This window comes from Amycolatopsis sp. NPDC114504 (assembly GCF_055633595.1).
This window is the reverse complement of sequence record NZ_JBVKDU010000007.1, coordinates 355548-369833: the sequence shown is the minus strand read 5'-3', so window position 1 is coordinate 369833 and position 14286 is coordinate 355548. Positions and strand designations below refer to the sequence as shown.

Here is a 14286-nt window from a genome sequence, read left to right as displayed (position 1 = left end):
GCTCCCTCAGTGTGGTGAACATTCGTAGCGCTACAGCTGTAGTGCGAGTGACGCTACACCTGTAGCGCAATAGGTGTCCAGCTACACTGGGCCGACCATGACCGAGACCCGCCGCCGTCCCAACGCCCGTGGCCAGGGCGAGCTGCTGCGCGAAGAGATCGTCACGGCCGCCGTGCGGATGCTCGACGAGCTGGCCGACGACGAAGCACTGTCCCTGCGGGCCGTCGCGCGCGCGGTGTCGATCGCGGCGACGTCGGTCTACCTGCACTTCCCGGACCGCGACGCGCTCGTGCTGGCCGCGATGCAACGCTGTCACGAGGAGCTCGTCGGCACCGGCGACGCCGCGGCCGCGGAAGCTCCGGACCCGGCGAGCGCGCTGCGGGCCCGGATCCTGACGCAGGCGGCGTGGGCGCGTGAGCACCCCGGGCTCTACAAGGTGCTGCACGAGAGCAAGGTCCACCGGCGGCTCGGCATGCCGTTCAAGGAGGTCATGGTCGCGCGCACGGTCGAGGCGGTCCAGGCGTGCATGGACGCGGGCCTGGCCCCGGCCGGCGACGCCGCGACCGTCGCGATCGACCTGCGGACCGCCGTCAACGGCATGCTGGCGCAGCGGATCAACGAGCCCGACCTGCCGTGGCCGCCCGCCGTCGAACAAGTCGACCGGTTCCTGGTGAAGCTGGTCGGCCTGCGGCTGTGACTTGTGCTCCCGGCCGCGAGCGGCTTGGGTGGGCCGGTATGACCCCGGGTTTCCAGACGGTGATCCCGCGGATGGTGGTGAGCGATCTCGTCGCCGCCGTCGCGTTCCTGCGCTCGGTCTTCGGCGCGACCGGAGAAGTCGAAAGCGGCCGGCCCGCCGAGATCCGCATCGGCGGCTCGCTCGTGATGCTGTCGGCCGAAGGCGAGCGCGAGCTGTTCCCCGCGTTCCTCCACGTGTACGTCCCCGACGCGGACGCGACGTACCGCCGAGCCCTCGACTGCGGCGCGACGAGCCTGGAGGCCCCGGCGAACATGCCCTACGGCGACCGGCGAGCGATGGTCCGCGACCCGTTCGGCAACGTCTTCCAGATCGCGCACCGCCGTGGGTGAAGGACCGGGCGCCCGCCCTGTTCGACGGCAGGTTTCGCCGTAACCCGAACGGGTTCCTGGGCTGCCGACGTGTAACGCGCTGTCGGTCGCGCCGCGACTTCGCAAGGGTAATCCGCCTGCGAAGGAGCCACGTGAACCCGGAATTCGGGCCGTACCGGATCGAGCGGCCGATCGCGCGCGGCGGCATGGGCGAAGTCCTGCGCGCCCGCGACACCCGGCTCGACCGGGTCGTGGCGTTGAAGGTGCTGCCGCCCCACCTCGCCGCCGACGAAGAGTTCCGCGAACGCTTCCGCCGCGAAGCCCACGCGGCGGCCCGGCTGCGCGAGCCGCACATCGTGCCGATTCACGCGTTCGGGGAAATCGACGGCCGCCTCTACCTGGACATGCAGCTCGTCGAAGGCGACGACCTGGCGACGAGGCTGAGCAAGCACGGACCGATGGACCCGGGCGAAGCCGTCGACGTGATCGGCCAGATCGCCCAGGCCCTCACCGCCGCGCACGCCGAGGGCCTGGTCCACCGGGACGTCAAGCCGTCGAACATCCTGATCAACGGAACCGGGTTCGCCTACCTGGTGGACTTCGGGATCGCGCGGTCGCAGGAGTCGGCGACCGGACTGACCGGTGCCGGCGCGGCGATCGGCACGCTCGACTACATGGCTCCCGAACGGTTCACCGGTGCGCGGCCCGACCAGCGCGTCGACGTCTACGCCCTGGCGTGCGTGCTGCACCAGTGCCTGACCGCAACCAAGCCGTTCGCCGCGACGACGGCCGCGTCCCTCCTCAACGCCCACCTGAACCAGGCGCCGCCGCGCCCGAGCCGGCTGCGCCCGGGCATCCCCGGGGCGCTCGACGGCGTCGTGGCCCGGGGCATGGCGAAGAGCCCGGACGACCGGTACCCCACCGCCGCGGCACTGGCGGCGGGTGCGAGCGCAGCACTCGGCTCACCGCAGGTGCATCCCGGCTTCGCGGCCCCGCCCGCCGCGACCCGGGCCTTCACCAGGGTCGAACCGGATGCCGTGCCACCGCGCAAGACGGGCCTCCTGGTCGCGCTCACGATCGTCACGGTCCTGCTGCTCGGCGGGGTGGGTGCGCTGATCGCGCTGCCCGCCCTTTTGTCGCGGACGCCGGCCGGGACACCGACCTCGACGCCCCTCGCCGCACCGGTACCGATTCCGGTGCGCACGAGCACCCCGGCGGCGGAGACGACCGTCCCCGTCGCGGTGACCACGGCCAGTTCGAGCCGGCCGTCCACCGGCGACCTCGCCGGCTTTGTCGTCCACTACTACGGGCTGATGCCGGACACCGACTCCGGCTGGGAGCTGATCGGCCCGAACCTGCGGCTGCGGACGCGGGACAGCTACGACAAGTTCTGGAGCAAGTTCAGTGGCGCCGAGGTTCTCGGGACGCCCGCGGTCGAGGGCAGCACGGTGACCGCGCGGATCCGGCTGCACTACCGCGACGGCCGCCCGGACAGCACCGAAACGCACGTCCTCGGGATAGCCATGCGGGACGGCAGCCTGTGCATCGACGCCGACGCGGTCGCCAAGAGCCGCTGAGCTACTCGCCCGTGCTGCCGTCGATCGACTCGCGGATGAGGTCGGCGTGGCCGTTGTGGCGGCTGTACTCCTCGACCAGGTGGACCAGGATCCAGCGCAGGCTCGGCGAAGTGCCGTCCCGTCGCGTGTGCTTCGACGCCTGCGAAAGGTCGCCGTTCGTCAACGCCTCCGCGTACAGCTCGCGGGACCGCGTCACCGCTGCCTGCCAGAGCTCGCGGAGCTGCTCCGGGGTGTCCTCCGCGGCGGAATCCCAGTCCCAGTCCGGGTTTTCGCGCCAGTCGACGGTGTTCCACGGGGCCGCCGGCTCGCGGTCGAACAGGACGCAGGAGAACCAGTAGTCCTCGACGTACGCGAGGTGCTTGAGCAGGCCGCCCAGCGTCAAGGTGGACGGCGGGTGCGTCGCGCGCAGGCCCGCTTCGTCCAGCCCGCCGCACTTCCACGCCAGGGTTTCGCGGTGGAAGTCGAGGAAGCCGAGCAGGATCGCGGCTTCGTCGCCGTCGACGGGCGGTTCGGTCCGGCCCTGGTCGTCCACTGAGGTCACGGGCGCCGACTCTACCGAAATTGTCGGACCCCTCCACTAGGTTTCCGGCATGGCTGAATTCGTACTGGTGGCAGGCGCTTGGCTCGGTTCGTGGGCATGGGACGACGTCGTCCCGGGGCTGCGCGAAGCGGGTCACGGCGCACACGCGGTGACGCTGTCCGGCGTCGCCGAAAAACGCGACGAGCCCGGCGGGCAGCAAAAGCACGTGCAGGACATCGTCGACGTCGTCTCGCAAGGCGATCTGCGGGACGTCGTGGTGGTCGGGCACAGCTACTCCGGCATCCCGGTCGGGCAGGCGGCCGAGCGGATCGGCGACCGGCTGAAGCGCGCGGTGTTCGTCGACTCGAACGTGCCGACCGACGGCGAGTCGTTCACCTCTGTCTGGTCCGAGGCGCAGGTGGCGGCGCTCACCGAGCGCGGCTTCTGGCCCGCGCTGACCGCGGAAGACTTTGCGGAGCAAGGGCTTTCGGACGCCGAGATCGCCCGGCTCGTCGAGGGCTCGACCCCGCACCCGGCCGCGTCGCTCACCGAACCCGCGGTGCTTTCCCGGCCGCTGGGCGAGCTGTCGACCACCTACGTCAAGTGCCTGCTCGACGGTGACACGCACAGCCCCGACGTCGTCGAGCTGCTGAAGAGCGACCGCTGGGAGCTGGTGGAGATGACCACCGGGCACTGGCCGATGTTCTCTCAACCGAAGGAGCTGACCGCGATCCTGCTCGACGCCGCGAAGGCCTGACCGACGCGTGCGCCCGGGCGCCGGTCACGGCGTCAGGGGCCGCACGTCCCAGATCCACACCCCGCCGACGAACTCCGCCGGCTTGCGCAGGAGGAGCTCCACAGTGGACTTCAATGCTTCCTGGTTCTGCCGGGGGCCGACCACCAGCACGTCCGCGTTCCAGGCGCGCAGGTCGGCCAGCGCCTGGGTGCGGTCGGCTTCGGTGACGTCCGCGGCCTGCCCCGTCTTCTCGACCTCCGCGAACAGGTCCGAGGTCGGCAGGGGCACCGCGCCGTACCGGCCGCGGCGGTCGTCCGGCGAGGTCGGGCCGACGAAGTAGCCCTCGGGCATCGGGTAGCCGAGGCCCGCGTCGACCTGCCAGTGCAGGGGCTCGGCCTCGCCGGTGCTCGGCAGCGGGACGGGCACGAGCGAGCCACCGGGAGCGACGTACTGGCGCCAGATCCCGTCGGCGAAGAAAGGAGGGGAGAGCGGACGTTCGTGCGTCACCAGCTCCGTCGGCGCGATCGGCAGCAGCACCGCCACCACCGCGCCGATCCAGATCATGCGCAGCGGGAAGACGGGCTTGCCGTCCAGGAGTTCCGGTTGCTCGGCCGCCGCCGTCCAGACGCGGTGCGTCGCGATCGCCAGGAGCGCGCCGACCACCGGGATGCAGCCCATCGCGAGCCGGGATTCGAGCAGTGAGTCCAGCAGCGGGAGCTGGCCCAGCCACTTCCACGGGCCCGGGATGCCGGTGTCGTCGTGCGCCACCGTGATCTCGATGCCGAGGGAAAGGAGGGCCATCACGTACATCGTGATCGCCAGCGCGCGCGACACGACGTCACGCCACAGCCAGATCGTGAGCACGACCATGAGCACGATCAGCGGCCAGCCGAAGAACGCGTTCTCCTCGGTGCGGTTCATCGACACGTCCGCGGCCGCTTCCGGCGCGCCGGCGATCGACTGCGTCGCGAAGCGCGTGAAGGCCGCCGTGTCGTTGCCCGCCGAACCGTGCAGCAGCGAGTGGAAGCTCTGCGGGCCGAAGAACTGCCAGTACAACGGGAATCCGGCGATCAGCAACGCGACGACCGCGCCGATGCCGATCCCCTTGCCCAGCGGCGCCAGCATGCCGCGGATCTCCGCGCGGTGCGGGATCAGGTACGCGACGGCGAACACGACGAAGGTCAGCGCGAAGATCATCAGCGGCTCTTCGCCCAGCAGGATCTGCCACGCGACGAGCAGCCCGAGCACGATCCCGTTGCGCACCGGGCGTTCGCCGTGCGCGAGCTGGATCGTCTTGAGCGCGATGAACGGCAGCACGAACAGCACGACGAAGTTCGGGTGCGCGTTGCCGTGCGAGATCATCGGCGGGGCGAAGCCGCAGAACGCGCCGCCGATCGCGGCCGCGGTGCGGTTCGGCACCAGGTGGCGGGAGAACACCCAGTACCAGCCGGTCGCGGTGCCGGCGAGCCCGGCGGTGAGCACGATCGCCCACGTCAGCGTCGCGCCGAAGGTCAGCGTGATCGGGGCGAGCGGGATGTTGAGGCCGAACATCGCCGCGTTCGCCGCCATGTTGACGCCGAGCGGGTAGTTCTGGAGGTCCGTGGTGAACGGGTTCTGGAAGTGCAGGACGGACTTCGCGACGACCGTCGAGTACCACTCCCACTGGCTCTGGTCGGCGGCGCCGTTCCAGAGGTAGCCGCGCTTGAGGTCGAACCAGAGCCCGTTGTAGAGCAGGATCGTGAACAGCAGGAACCCGCCGGTGATGGCGGAGTCCTGCCACGCCCAGCGTTTCGGGCCTTCGGGTGGTTCGGGGGTGGGCGGGACGAGGTCGGGAACGGCTTCGGACTTCAAGCTCACGGTTCGACCACCCTGGCGAGGAAGTGGAGGGCCCCGGTGCCGGCGTGCCGGACCAGCAGCAGGAACGGCCGGTCGACCGTGACGGTGACCGGGTCGTCGATGATCATCGAGGTGAGGCGCATGGTCAGCGCGGTCGCCGCGGCCCCCTCGAAGCCCTGTTCGTCCACCCGCAGCACGGCCTGGTGCAGCACCTCGGACACGGTCAGCCGCGGGTCCGGGGAGAGTCCGCTCAGGTCGGCCTCGTCGGTGAACATCGTGCGGACGCCGAGGCCGCGCAGCACGCCGGTGAGCGAGCTGGGGACGTCCAGCGAGATCTTCGGCAGCGCGAGCTCGACGGCTTTCGCGCCGATCCCGTCGAGCAAGCTCGTCAGGGTCGGCTGGTCGAGGGCCGCTTCGGCGTCGGCGAGGTCGCCGTCGGGCAGCAGCACCACGGCCTGCAGACCGCCCGCCGCGACCAGCTGCACGGCCTGCCAGCCGGCGGCGTGCGCGTACCCGACGCGTTCGCTGAGCCACATGGTCGGGACGTCGCGAGTGCCGGACGGCGCGTGGAACGGCGCGTCGCTCGTGTTCGCCTCGCGGAACGGCAGCTTCCACGCGGCCTTGAGGTAGAGGGCGTTGACCAGCACGGCCGCGACGTCCCGGTCGATCGAGCCGGGCGGCAGCAGCTGCGGGATGAGGCCGCGCGTGGTGCGCCCGACGTCGTCGTTGATCAGGGCACGCGCGGCTTCGGGCCGGCTCTCGAAGGGCGCGCTCGCGACGGCGGCGCCGGGCCACTCGGCCAGCTCGGCCTTGAAGGAGTCTTCGAGCGGGAGCCGGTCGTCGGCCCACAGCGTGTTCGAGACGGCCAGCTCGGCTTGCTCGCCCCGGGCCTCGTCGACGAGCTGCGCGGCGTCCCGCAAAAGGGTCTTCTGCTCACCGGGATCACCGAGCAGGGCGACGAGCTCGTCGCGGGTCTCCCCCCGCGCGGCCAGGGCGGCCAGGGTCAGCGCGCTGGCCACCGAATACGGCGAGAAACAGGAGTTCCCGCCCTCGGCACCGAGGGCCGCGTGGACGCCGAGGGCGAACCGGAGGTGGCTGTCCGTGGCCATGCGGGCGAGACTACCGGAACGGTTCACCCCACCGGGCGGCCACGCGGAACTCCGCCCACGGGTGACAAATCCCCCACGCGGAAGGCCACCCCCGCATGCCAGGACCACCCCACGCCCAGGTCCGCACCGCCACCTCCCCAGCTCACGTGCCGGAAGGGGCATCACACGTGATTGGCGGGGAATCTCGCGTGATCAGGAAGGCATCACGCGTGATTGAAGGGGCATCACGCGTGATTAGAGGGTCGACACGGCATCAGGCTCGAGCCGCGCCGTGTCGACCCGCCAATCACGCGTGTCGACCCTCGGATCACGCGTGATGCCTCTCCAAACACGCGTGATGCCTCGCTGGACACGGGTGATGCCTCGCCGGACACGCGGGGCGGGCGGTCAGCGGTGGTGGCGGGTTACGTGCCAGGAGTACCACGTGTGGGCTTGGGCGTCCGTCAGGGAGGCGACCTGGTCGATCACCACCCGGAGCAGGCCCGCGTCGTCGCGGGCCGCGTTCCAGGCCGGGACGAACAGCGGGTCCAGGGACTCCGGCGCGCGGCGGGCCAGCGCGTGGACCAGCTCCACCAGCAGCTCGCGCTGGCCCTCCTGCATCGCCAACCGGCGGTGGTCGCTCATCACGTACCGCAGCGCCAGCGCCTTCAGCAGCGCCACCTCCGCCGCGACCTGCTCCGGGACGCACAGCCGCGCCCGGTACCGCCCCAGCGGGCCCTCGCCGAACTCCGCGCGGGTGCCGGTGACCGCCGCCGTCGTGAAGCGGCCAACCAGCTCGCTCGTCAACCGCTTCAACGCCACCTGGGCGCCCGGTGAGCCGTCCGGCTCCGACGACGTCAGCGCCGCCACCACCGGCAGTGCCAGCAGCTCCGCCGCCGCATCCTCCAAAGTGGACACCGACTGGGCCGAGAAGTGCTTGGCCGCGGCCTCCGCGACGGCCGCGCGCTCGTCCGGGTGGGCGAGCACGCGCAGCTTGATCCGGCCGGCCAGGACGCCGTCCTCGACGTCGTGGACCGAGTACGCGACGTCGTCCGCCCAGTCCATGATCTGCGCTTCGAGGCAGGTCTGCTCCGACGGCGCCCCGGAACGGACCCAGTCGAACACCGGCACATCGTCGGCGTACACGCCGTACTTCACCTGCCCCGGCTTGCGCGGCCACGGGTACTTCGTGGTCGCGTCCAGGCACGCGCGGGTCAGGTTGAGCCCCACCGGGTCACCGTCATCGGAGAGCAGCTTCGGCTCCAGCCGGGTGAGGATGCGCAACGTCTGCGCGTTGCCCTCGAACCCGCCGCACGCGGCCGCCACCGAGTCGAGCGCGCGCTCGCCGTTGTGCCCGAACGGCGGGTGCCCGATGTCGTGCGCCAGCCCCGCGGTGTCCACGAGATCCGGGTCCGCGCCCAGCTCCTCGGCGATGCCCCGCCCGATCTGGGCGACCTCCAGCGAGTGCGTCAGCCGGGTGCGCGGGACGCCGGTGACCTCGGCGCCCTCCCCCGGCCCGACCACCTGGGTCTTGCCGGCGAGCCGCCGCAGCGCCGCCGAGTGCAGCACGCGGGCCCGGTCGCGGGAGAACGCGCTGCGCCCGTCCGCGCGCGTGCCGGGCAGCGCCGCGCCCTTCGCCGGCTCCGGCAGCAGGCGGGCGGTGTCGTGCTCCGTGTAGTCCACCCGACCAGCCTAAACGGCGGGACCGACAAAAATCTCAGCCCAGGAACGTGGCGAAGAGGTCGTCGGCCGGGGTCTTCGTCAGCCGGTAGTACAGCAGCGCGCCGGTCTCGCGGACGATGTAGCGCACCTGGGTGACTCGCTCCTGCACGATCGGCCCGCTGTGCGTCGGCGCGGTCCACGCGTCCAGCCCCAGGTCGTCGGCCATGGTCCGGGCCCGGAACGAGTGCCACGGGTCGCTGACGAGCACCGCCGTGTGCCAGCCGCGCCCCTGGACCTCGTCCGCGACCGCCCGGAGGCTGCGCAGCGTGTCGCTGCCTTCCCCGACCGCCAGCGTCGCGGTGGACGGAACGCCGTGCCGCGTCAGCCAGAGCTGACCGGCGCGAGCCTCGGTGAAGTTGTCCTCGGCCTTCTTGCCGCCCGCGGTGACGATCGTCTTCGCGACGCCCGCGTCGTAGAGCTGCTTCGCCTTGACCAGCCGCGCCGCGTAGATGTCCGACGGCTTGCCGTTGTACTGCGCCGCGCCCAGCACCACGATGACGTCGGCGGGCGTCCGGTCGTTCACGCGCGCGACCTGCCAGACGCGGAACGCCGTGCCGCCGACCAGCGCGAGCAGCATGAGGACCGTGCCGAAGGCGATCCGGCGCGCCCAGCTCGCGCGCGTCGGCTTCGTACGTTCAGCGGTACCCACCCGCCCCATCTTGTCAGACGGCCGCGCGCCGCTCAGAGCCAGCCGCGCTCCTCGGAGACGCGGACCGCTTCGGCCCGCGTCCGGGCACCCGTCTTGCCGATCGCGGCGGAGAGATGGTTGCGCACGGTCCCTTCCGACAGGTGCAGGGCCCGCGCGACGTCGGCCACCGTGCTGCCGTCCTTGGCCTCCCGCAACACGTCCCGCTCGCGCCCGGTTAGCGGGCTGGCGCCGGTGGCCAGCGACTCGGCGGCCAGCGCCGGGTCCACCACCCGGAGTCCACTGTGGACTCGACGGACGGCCTCGACGAGCTGCTCGGGCGGGGCGTCCTTGACGACGAACCCGGCCGCGCCCGCCGCCATCGCGCGGGCCAGGTAGCCGGGCCGGCCGAACGTGGTGCAGATGATCACCCGGCACGACGGCAGCGCGGCCCGCAGGTCGGCGGCCGCCTCCAGGCCGTCCTTGCCCGGCATCTGCACGTCGAGCAGGGCGACGTCCGGCTTGGCCTCGCGTGCGGCGGCGACCACCTCGTCGCCGGAGCCGACCTGCCCGACCACCTCGATGTCCGGTTCGAGGCCGAGCACAGTCGCCAGCGCGCCGCGCACCATGGCCTGGTCGTCGGCCAGCAACACCCGGATCAAGCGAGTCCTCCCGCGGGTTCGGCGCGCACGGCCGAGGCGGCCGCGCGAGGTTCCGGCAGCGGGATCTCCGCCCGCACCAGCAATCCTCCCCCGGGCCGCGCCGACGTCCGCAACGTCCCCCCGACGGCGGCGAGCCGCTCCCGGAGCCCGCGCAGGCCGTTGCCCGCGACGACCTCGGTGGCGGTGCCGTCGTCCTCGATCTCCAGCCAGGTGTCCCCGAGCTTCACCTTGACCAGCTTGGCGCCGGAGTGCCGCAGCACGTTCGTCACGGCTTCACGCAGCACGTACCCGAAGACGCTTTGGAACTCGGGCCGCACGTTGTCGACCGCGTGCGGCAGGTCGGCGTCGATCTCCGCGGCCCGCAACGCGGCCCGGGCACCGACGATCTCCGCCGACAGCGACACCTCCCGGTACTCCGACACGGTGGCGCGGACGTCGGACAGCGCACTGCGGGTGAGGCTCTCGACCTCGCGGATCTCCTCGACCGCGCGCGGGATGTCGCCGGCGCTCTCCAGCACCCGCCGGGCCAGCCCGGCCTTGACGGTGATCGTGGTGAGGCTGTGCCCGAGCAGGTCGTGCAGGTCGCGGGCGACGCGCTCGCGTTCGTTCGCCACGGCGAGCGTCGCGATCTCCTCGTTGGCCAGCTGCAGCCGCCGGACCGCGCGGACCAGGCTGGACATGAAGAACATCGCCATCGTCACCGACCCGACGGTGACCAGGTCGCCCCAGTTGTCGGCGAAGCGGCCGTTCACCAGCAGGATCACCGCCGCGACCAGCAGCGCGGCGCCGTCGAGGAGCACCACCCAGGCCAGCGGCAGCAGGAACACCAGCGCGGCGGTGCCGTAGAGCAGGACGAACGGGTTGGTGTGCGTCGCGGCGACCACCGTCAGGCCCAGGGCGAGCATCCAGACGCTGTAGGCGAAGCGGAACGGGCGGCCGCGGTCGAACGCGATCGGGAAGAGCGCGTAGGACACCGCGACGCCGTAGACGAGCACCCACAGCGCCACCACGCCGAAGGTCACCCGGTCCACGGCCAGCAGCGTCTTCGTCACGGGGATGAGGTAGGGCAGGGTGAACACGATCGACAGGAACGGCCACCGGAACTTGTCCGGCCCGCTCTTGCCCCGGTTGGGCGGCGGGTCCTCCCACCACGTGGCGTGGTTGCCCAGCCCGTACTGCTGCGATTCGTCCTTGGCCATCGCCGTTCCCATTCCCCTGTCCCCGGCCCTCAGACCCGGGCGCTGTCCTTACGGTAACGCCTGATCACCAGCGCTCCGAGCACGACCGTCCACGCCCCGAGCACGCCGGCGGCCTGCGGCAGCGAGACCACCATGTCGCTGGTCACGGCGGGTCGCGCGACCTGCAGCACCCAGTACGTCGGCATGAGCTGCGCGACGTCGTGCATCCAGCCCGGCATGGTCTCGATCGGGATCCACAGGCCGCCGAGGAAACCCATGCCGAGGGTGACGATCATGTTGACCGGCTGCATGGAATCGGGCGTGCCGAACTGGCCGAGCAGCAGCCCGAGCAGGACCAGCGGGATCGTGCCGAGCCACACGCCGGCGAAGATCCGCACCCAGCCCGCGGCGTCGAGGTGCACGCCTTCGACCGTCACGGCCAGCAGGGGCACGAGGATCAGCGCGGGCAGCCCCACGAGCATCCCGGAGATGCCCTTGCCCGCCAGGTAGCCGGTGCCGGTCAGCGGGGTCAGGCGCAGCTGCCGCTGCCAGCCGAGCGCGCGTTCCAGGGCGAGCCGGGCGCCGCTGTTCGTCGCCGCGGCGAACGTCCCGAACGTCATCATGTTGATCATGATCGCGGCGGCGATCGCGGCGTGGTCCGGCGCGTCCGCCTTCGTGAAGACGTTGGCCTGCAACAGGAACATCAGTACCGGGAACGCAACGACGAAGATCAGGAACCGCGGCGCCCGGAAGTTCCGGCGGATCTCGGTGAGCAGGTAGGCGGCGTTCATCGCACGGACTCCGGGGTCTCGTCGGCGGTCAGGGAGAGGAAGGCGCCTTCGAGGCCGACGGCGCTGATCTCGACGTCGTGGACGGCGGGCACCGCGGCCTTGAGCGCCCACAGCGTCGCGTCGGAGTCGCCGGTGGAGATCGCGACGCGGTCGCCGCGCAGTTCGAACTCCTTGACGCCGGGCAGCGCCGCGATCGCGGCTTCGGTGGCGCCCGGGACGGCGGCCCGCAGCGTGCGCCCGCCGGCCAGCGCGCGGACCTCGGCGACCGACCCGTCGGCCACGACGCGGCCGCGGCGCATCAGCACCACGCGGTCGGCGAATTCCTCGGCCTCTTCGAGGTAGTGCGTGGCGAACAGGACCGTGCGGCCGGACTCGGTGAACGAGTACATCGACTGCCAGAACTCGCGGCGCGTGCCGACGTCCATCGCGGCGGTCGGCTCGTCGAGGATCAGCAGGTCGGGGTTGCTCACCAGCGCGACAGCGAAGCGCACGCGCTGCTTCTGCCCGCCGGAGAGCTTGTTGGCGCGGCGGCCGGCCAGCTCTTCGACGCCGGCGGCGCGCAGGGCTTCGGCGACCGGCATCGGCCGGCGGTGCAGGGCCGCGACCATGCCGACGGTCTCACCGACGGTCAGGTCGTCCATCAGGGCGCCGCCCTGCAGCATCGCGCCGATCAGGCCGGCGCGGACCGCGTCGACCGGCTTGCGCCCGAACACGCGCACGTCGCCCGCGTCCGGCGTGGTCAGGCCGAGGATCATGTCGACGGTGGTGGACTTGCCCGCGCCGTTGGGGCCGAGCAGGGCGACCACCTCGCCCGGGGCGATCGTGAGGTCGACGCCGTCGACCGCGTGGACGTCACCGTAGTGCTTGCGCAGGCCGGCGAGGTGAACCGCGGCCCCCGCCGCCACCGCCTGGATGTCGTTTTCTCGCATGCCCCCAGGCTGCCGCCCGGGAGGCCCGGGTCCCCGGATCGTGCGTCACGGATTGACCGTGACAGGTGTCAGGGGTACCCGGGCTCCGGGTGGTTCAGCAGCCGATGAGGCGGCCGGCCAGGTAGGACTCCAGCTTGTCGATCGCGACGCGTTCCTGCGCCATGGTGTCGCGGTCGCGGACCGTGACGGCGTTGTCCTCGAGGCTGTCGAAGTCGACCGTCACGCAGTACGGCGTGCCGATCTCTTCCTGACGGCGGTAGCGCTTGCCGATCGACCCGGCGTCGTCGAAGTCGATGTTCCAGTGCTTGCGCAGCAGGTCGGCGACGGCCTTCGCCTTCGGGGTCAGGTCGGCGTTGCGCGACAGCGGTAGCACCGCGGCCTTGTACGGCGCGAGCCGCGGGTCGAGCTTCAGGACCACGCGCTTTTCGGTGCCGCCCTTGGCGTTCGGCACCTCGTCCTCGTGGTAGGCGTCGATCAGGAAGGCCATCATCGACCGGCCGACACCGGCCGCCGGCTCGATCACGAACGGCCGGAACCGCTGCTTCGAGGTCGGGTCGAAGTACGACAGGTCCACGCCCGAGTGGTTCGAGTGCGTGGTCAGGTCGAAGTCGGTGCGGTTGGCGATGCCCTCGAGCTCACCCCACTCCTGACCGGCGTTGAACGAGAACCGGTACTCGATGTCGACGGTCCGCTTCGCGTAGTGCGAAAGCTTTTCCTTCGGGTGCTCGAAGTGGCGCAGGTTCTCGGCGGCGATGCCGAGGTCGGTGTACCACTTCGTGCGCTCGTCGATCCAGTACTGGTGCCAGGTCTCGTCTTCGCCCGGCTCGACGAAGAACTCCATCTCCATCTGCTCGAACTCGCGCGTCCGGAAGATGAAGTTGCCCGGTGTGATCTCGTTGCGGAACGACTTGCCGATCTGGCCGATGCCGAACGGCGGCTTCTTGCGGGCCGTCGTCTGCACGTTGAGGTAGTTGACGAAGATGCCCTGCGCGGTCTCCGGACGGAGGTAGTGCAGGCCTTCTTCGGACTCCACCGGGCCGAGGTAGGTCTTCAGCATCATGTTGAAGTCCCGCGGCGCGGTGTACTTGCCGCGGGTGCCGCAGTTCGGGCAGGGCACGTCGGACAGGTCGTCCTCGGTGGTCTCCTTGCCGGTGCGGCCGGCGTACTCCTCGGCGAGCTGGTCGGCGCGGAACCGCTTGTGGCACGAGAGGCACTCGATCAGCGGGTCGGTGAACACGTTGACGTGCCCCGAAGCCACCCACACCTGGCGCGGCAGGATGACCGAGGAGTCGAGGCCGACGACGTCGTCGCGGCCCTGGACCACGGTCTTCCACCACTGGCGCTTGATGTTGTCCTTGAGCTCGACCCCGAGCGGCCCGTAGTCCCACGCCGAGCGGGTACCGCCGTAGATCTCTCCGCTGGCGAAGACGAAACCACGGCGCTTGCACAGGCTGACTACGGTATCGATGGTGTTCGTGGGCACTCCACGCTCCGGAAGCATGCGGGGACGGTTATCGGACTTGAACGTCCAGGGTATCCGCCGGGGCCGAGTCCTTT

14 protein-coding genes are annotated in these 14286 nt (G+C 71.2%); 4 read left to right on the top strand and 10 right to left on the bottom strand.

Annotated features, from left to right (window positions below):
• Window positions 1–97 precede the first annotated feature (97 nt).
• From ACZ7PG_RS48540 to ACZ7PG_RS48530, 3 genes are all read left to right on the top strand, one after another.
• Window positions 98–697 carry a TetR/AcrR family transcriptional regulator gene (locus ACZ7PG_RS48540; RefSeq protein WP_470246023.1) on the top strand — a complete coding sequence of 200 codons (600 nt, stop codon included), beginning with the start codon at window positions 98–100 and terminating at the stop codon, window positions 695–697.
• A gap of 38 nt (window positions 698–735) precedes the next feature.
• Window positions 736–1086 carry a VOC family protein gene (locus tag ACZ7PG_RS48535; protein WP_470246022.1) on the top strand — a complete coding sequence of 117 codons (351 nt, stop codon included), beginning with the start codon at window positions 736–738 and terminating at the stop codon, window positions 1084–1086.
• Window positions 1087–1217: 131 nt separating this feature from the next.
• Complete coding sequence (locus ACZ7PG_RS48530) at window positions 1218–2642, top strand: serine/threonine-protein kinase (protein ID WP_470246021.1); 1425 nt, start codon at window positions 1218–1220, stop codon at window positions 2640–2642.
• Window position 2643: 1 nt separating this feature from the next.
• Here ACZ7PG_RS48530 and ACZ7PG_RS48525 read toward each other — a convergent pair whose 3' ends face one another.
• Window positions 2644–3183, bottom strand: a complete 540-nt coding sequence (locus ACZ7PG_RS48525) for a DinB family protein (RefSeq protein ID WP_470246020.1) — start codon at window positions 3181–3183, stop codon at window positions 2644–2646.
• 49 nt (window positions 3184–3232) lie between these two features.
• On the opposite strand from ACZ7PG_RS48525, the gene ACZ7PG_RS48520 reads away from it, so the two are divergent.
• Window positions 3233–3919 carry an alpha/beta fold hydrolase gene (locus ACZ7PG_RS48520; RefSeq protein WP_470246019.1) on the top strand — a complete coding sequence of 229 codons (687 nt, stop codon included), beginning with the start codon at window positions 3233–3235 and terminating at the stop codon, window positions 3917–3919.
• A 24-nt stretch (window positions 3920–3943) separates the two neighbouring features.
• Here ACZ7PG_RS48520 and ACZ7PG_RS48515 read toward each other — a convergent pair whose 3' ends face one another.
• The 9 genes from ACZ7PG_RS48515 to ACZ7PG_RS48475 all read right to left on the bottom strand — a co-directional run bounded on the left by ACZ7PG_RS48515 (window position 3944) and on the right by ACZ7PG_RS48475 (window position 14212).
• Window positions 3944–5755, bottom strand: coding sequence for a glycosyl transferase (locus ACZ7PG_RS48515; RefSeq protein WP_470246018.1), 1812 nt, complete (start codon window positions 5753–5755; stop codon window positions 3944–3946).
• Window positions 5752–6843, bottom strand: coding sequence for a serpin family protein (locus ACZ7PG_RS48510; RefSeq protein ID WP_470246017.1), 1092 nt, complete (start codon window positions 6841–6843; stop codon window positions 5752–5754). Before ACZ7PG_RS48510 ends, ACZ7PG_RS48515 begins: the two co-directional genes overlap by 4 nt.
• 387 nt (window positions 6844–7230) lie before the next feature.
• On the bottom strand, window positions 7231–8505 hold the full coding sequence (locus ACZ7PG_RS48505; RefSeq protein WP_470246016.1) for a deoxyguanosinetriphosphate triphosphohydrolase: 1275 nt from the start codon (window positions 8503–8505) through the stop codon (window positions 7231–7233).
• A 34-nt stretch (window positions 8506–8539) separates the two neighbouring features.
• Window positions 8540–9193 carry a YdcF family protein gene (locus ACZ7PG_RS48500; protein WP_470246015.1) on the bottom strand — a complete coding sequence of 218 codons (654 nt, stop codon included), beginning with the start codon at window positions 9191–9193 and terminating at the stop codon, window positions 8540–8542.
• Window positions 9194–9225: 32 nt separating this feature from the next.
• A complete protein-coding gene (locus tag ACZ7PG_RS48495; RefSeq protein ID WP_470246014.1) occupies window positions 9226–9831 on the bottom strand; it encodes a response regulator transcription factor in 606 nt (201 codons plus the stop codon).
• Window positions 9828–11030: a sensor histidine kinase gene (locus ACZ7PG_RS48490; protein ID WP_470246013.1), complete on the bottom strand. Its 1203-nt coding sequence runs from the start codon at window positions 11028–11030 to the stop codon at window positions 9828–9830. Before ACZ7PG_RS48490 ends, ACZ7PG_RS48495 begins: the two co-directional genes overlap by 4 nt.
• A gap of 29 nt (window positions 11031–11059) precedes the next feature.
• The gene (locus tag ACZ7PG_RS48485) at window positions 11060–11800 is read right to left on the bottom strand and encodes an ABC transporter permease (protein ID WP_470246012.1); all 741 of its coding nucleotides are present in this window, start codon (window positions 11798–11800) and stop codon (window positions 11060–11062) included.
• The gene (locus ACZ7PG_RS48480) at window positions 11797–12729 is read right to left on the bottom strand and encodes an ABC transporter ATP-binding protein (RefSeq protein ID WP_470246011.1); all 933 of its coding nucleotides are present in this window, start codon (window positions 12727–12729) and stop codon (window positions 11797–11799) included. The genes ACZ7PG_RS48485 and ACZ7PG_RS48480 overlap by 4 nt, the downstream gene beginning before the upstream one ends.
• A gap of 94 nt (window positions 12730–12823) precedes the next feature.
• Window positions 12824–14212, bottom strand: a complete 1389-nt coding sequence (locus tag ACZ7PG_RS48475) for a glycine--tRNA ligase (RefSeq protein ID WP_470246010.1) — start codon at window positions 14210–14212, stop codon at window positions 12824–12826.
• Window positions 14213–14286 lie beyond the last annotated feature (74 nt).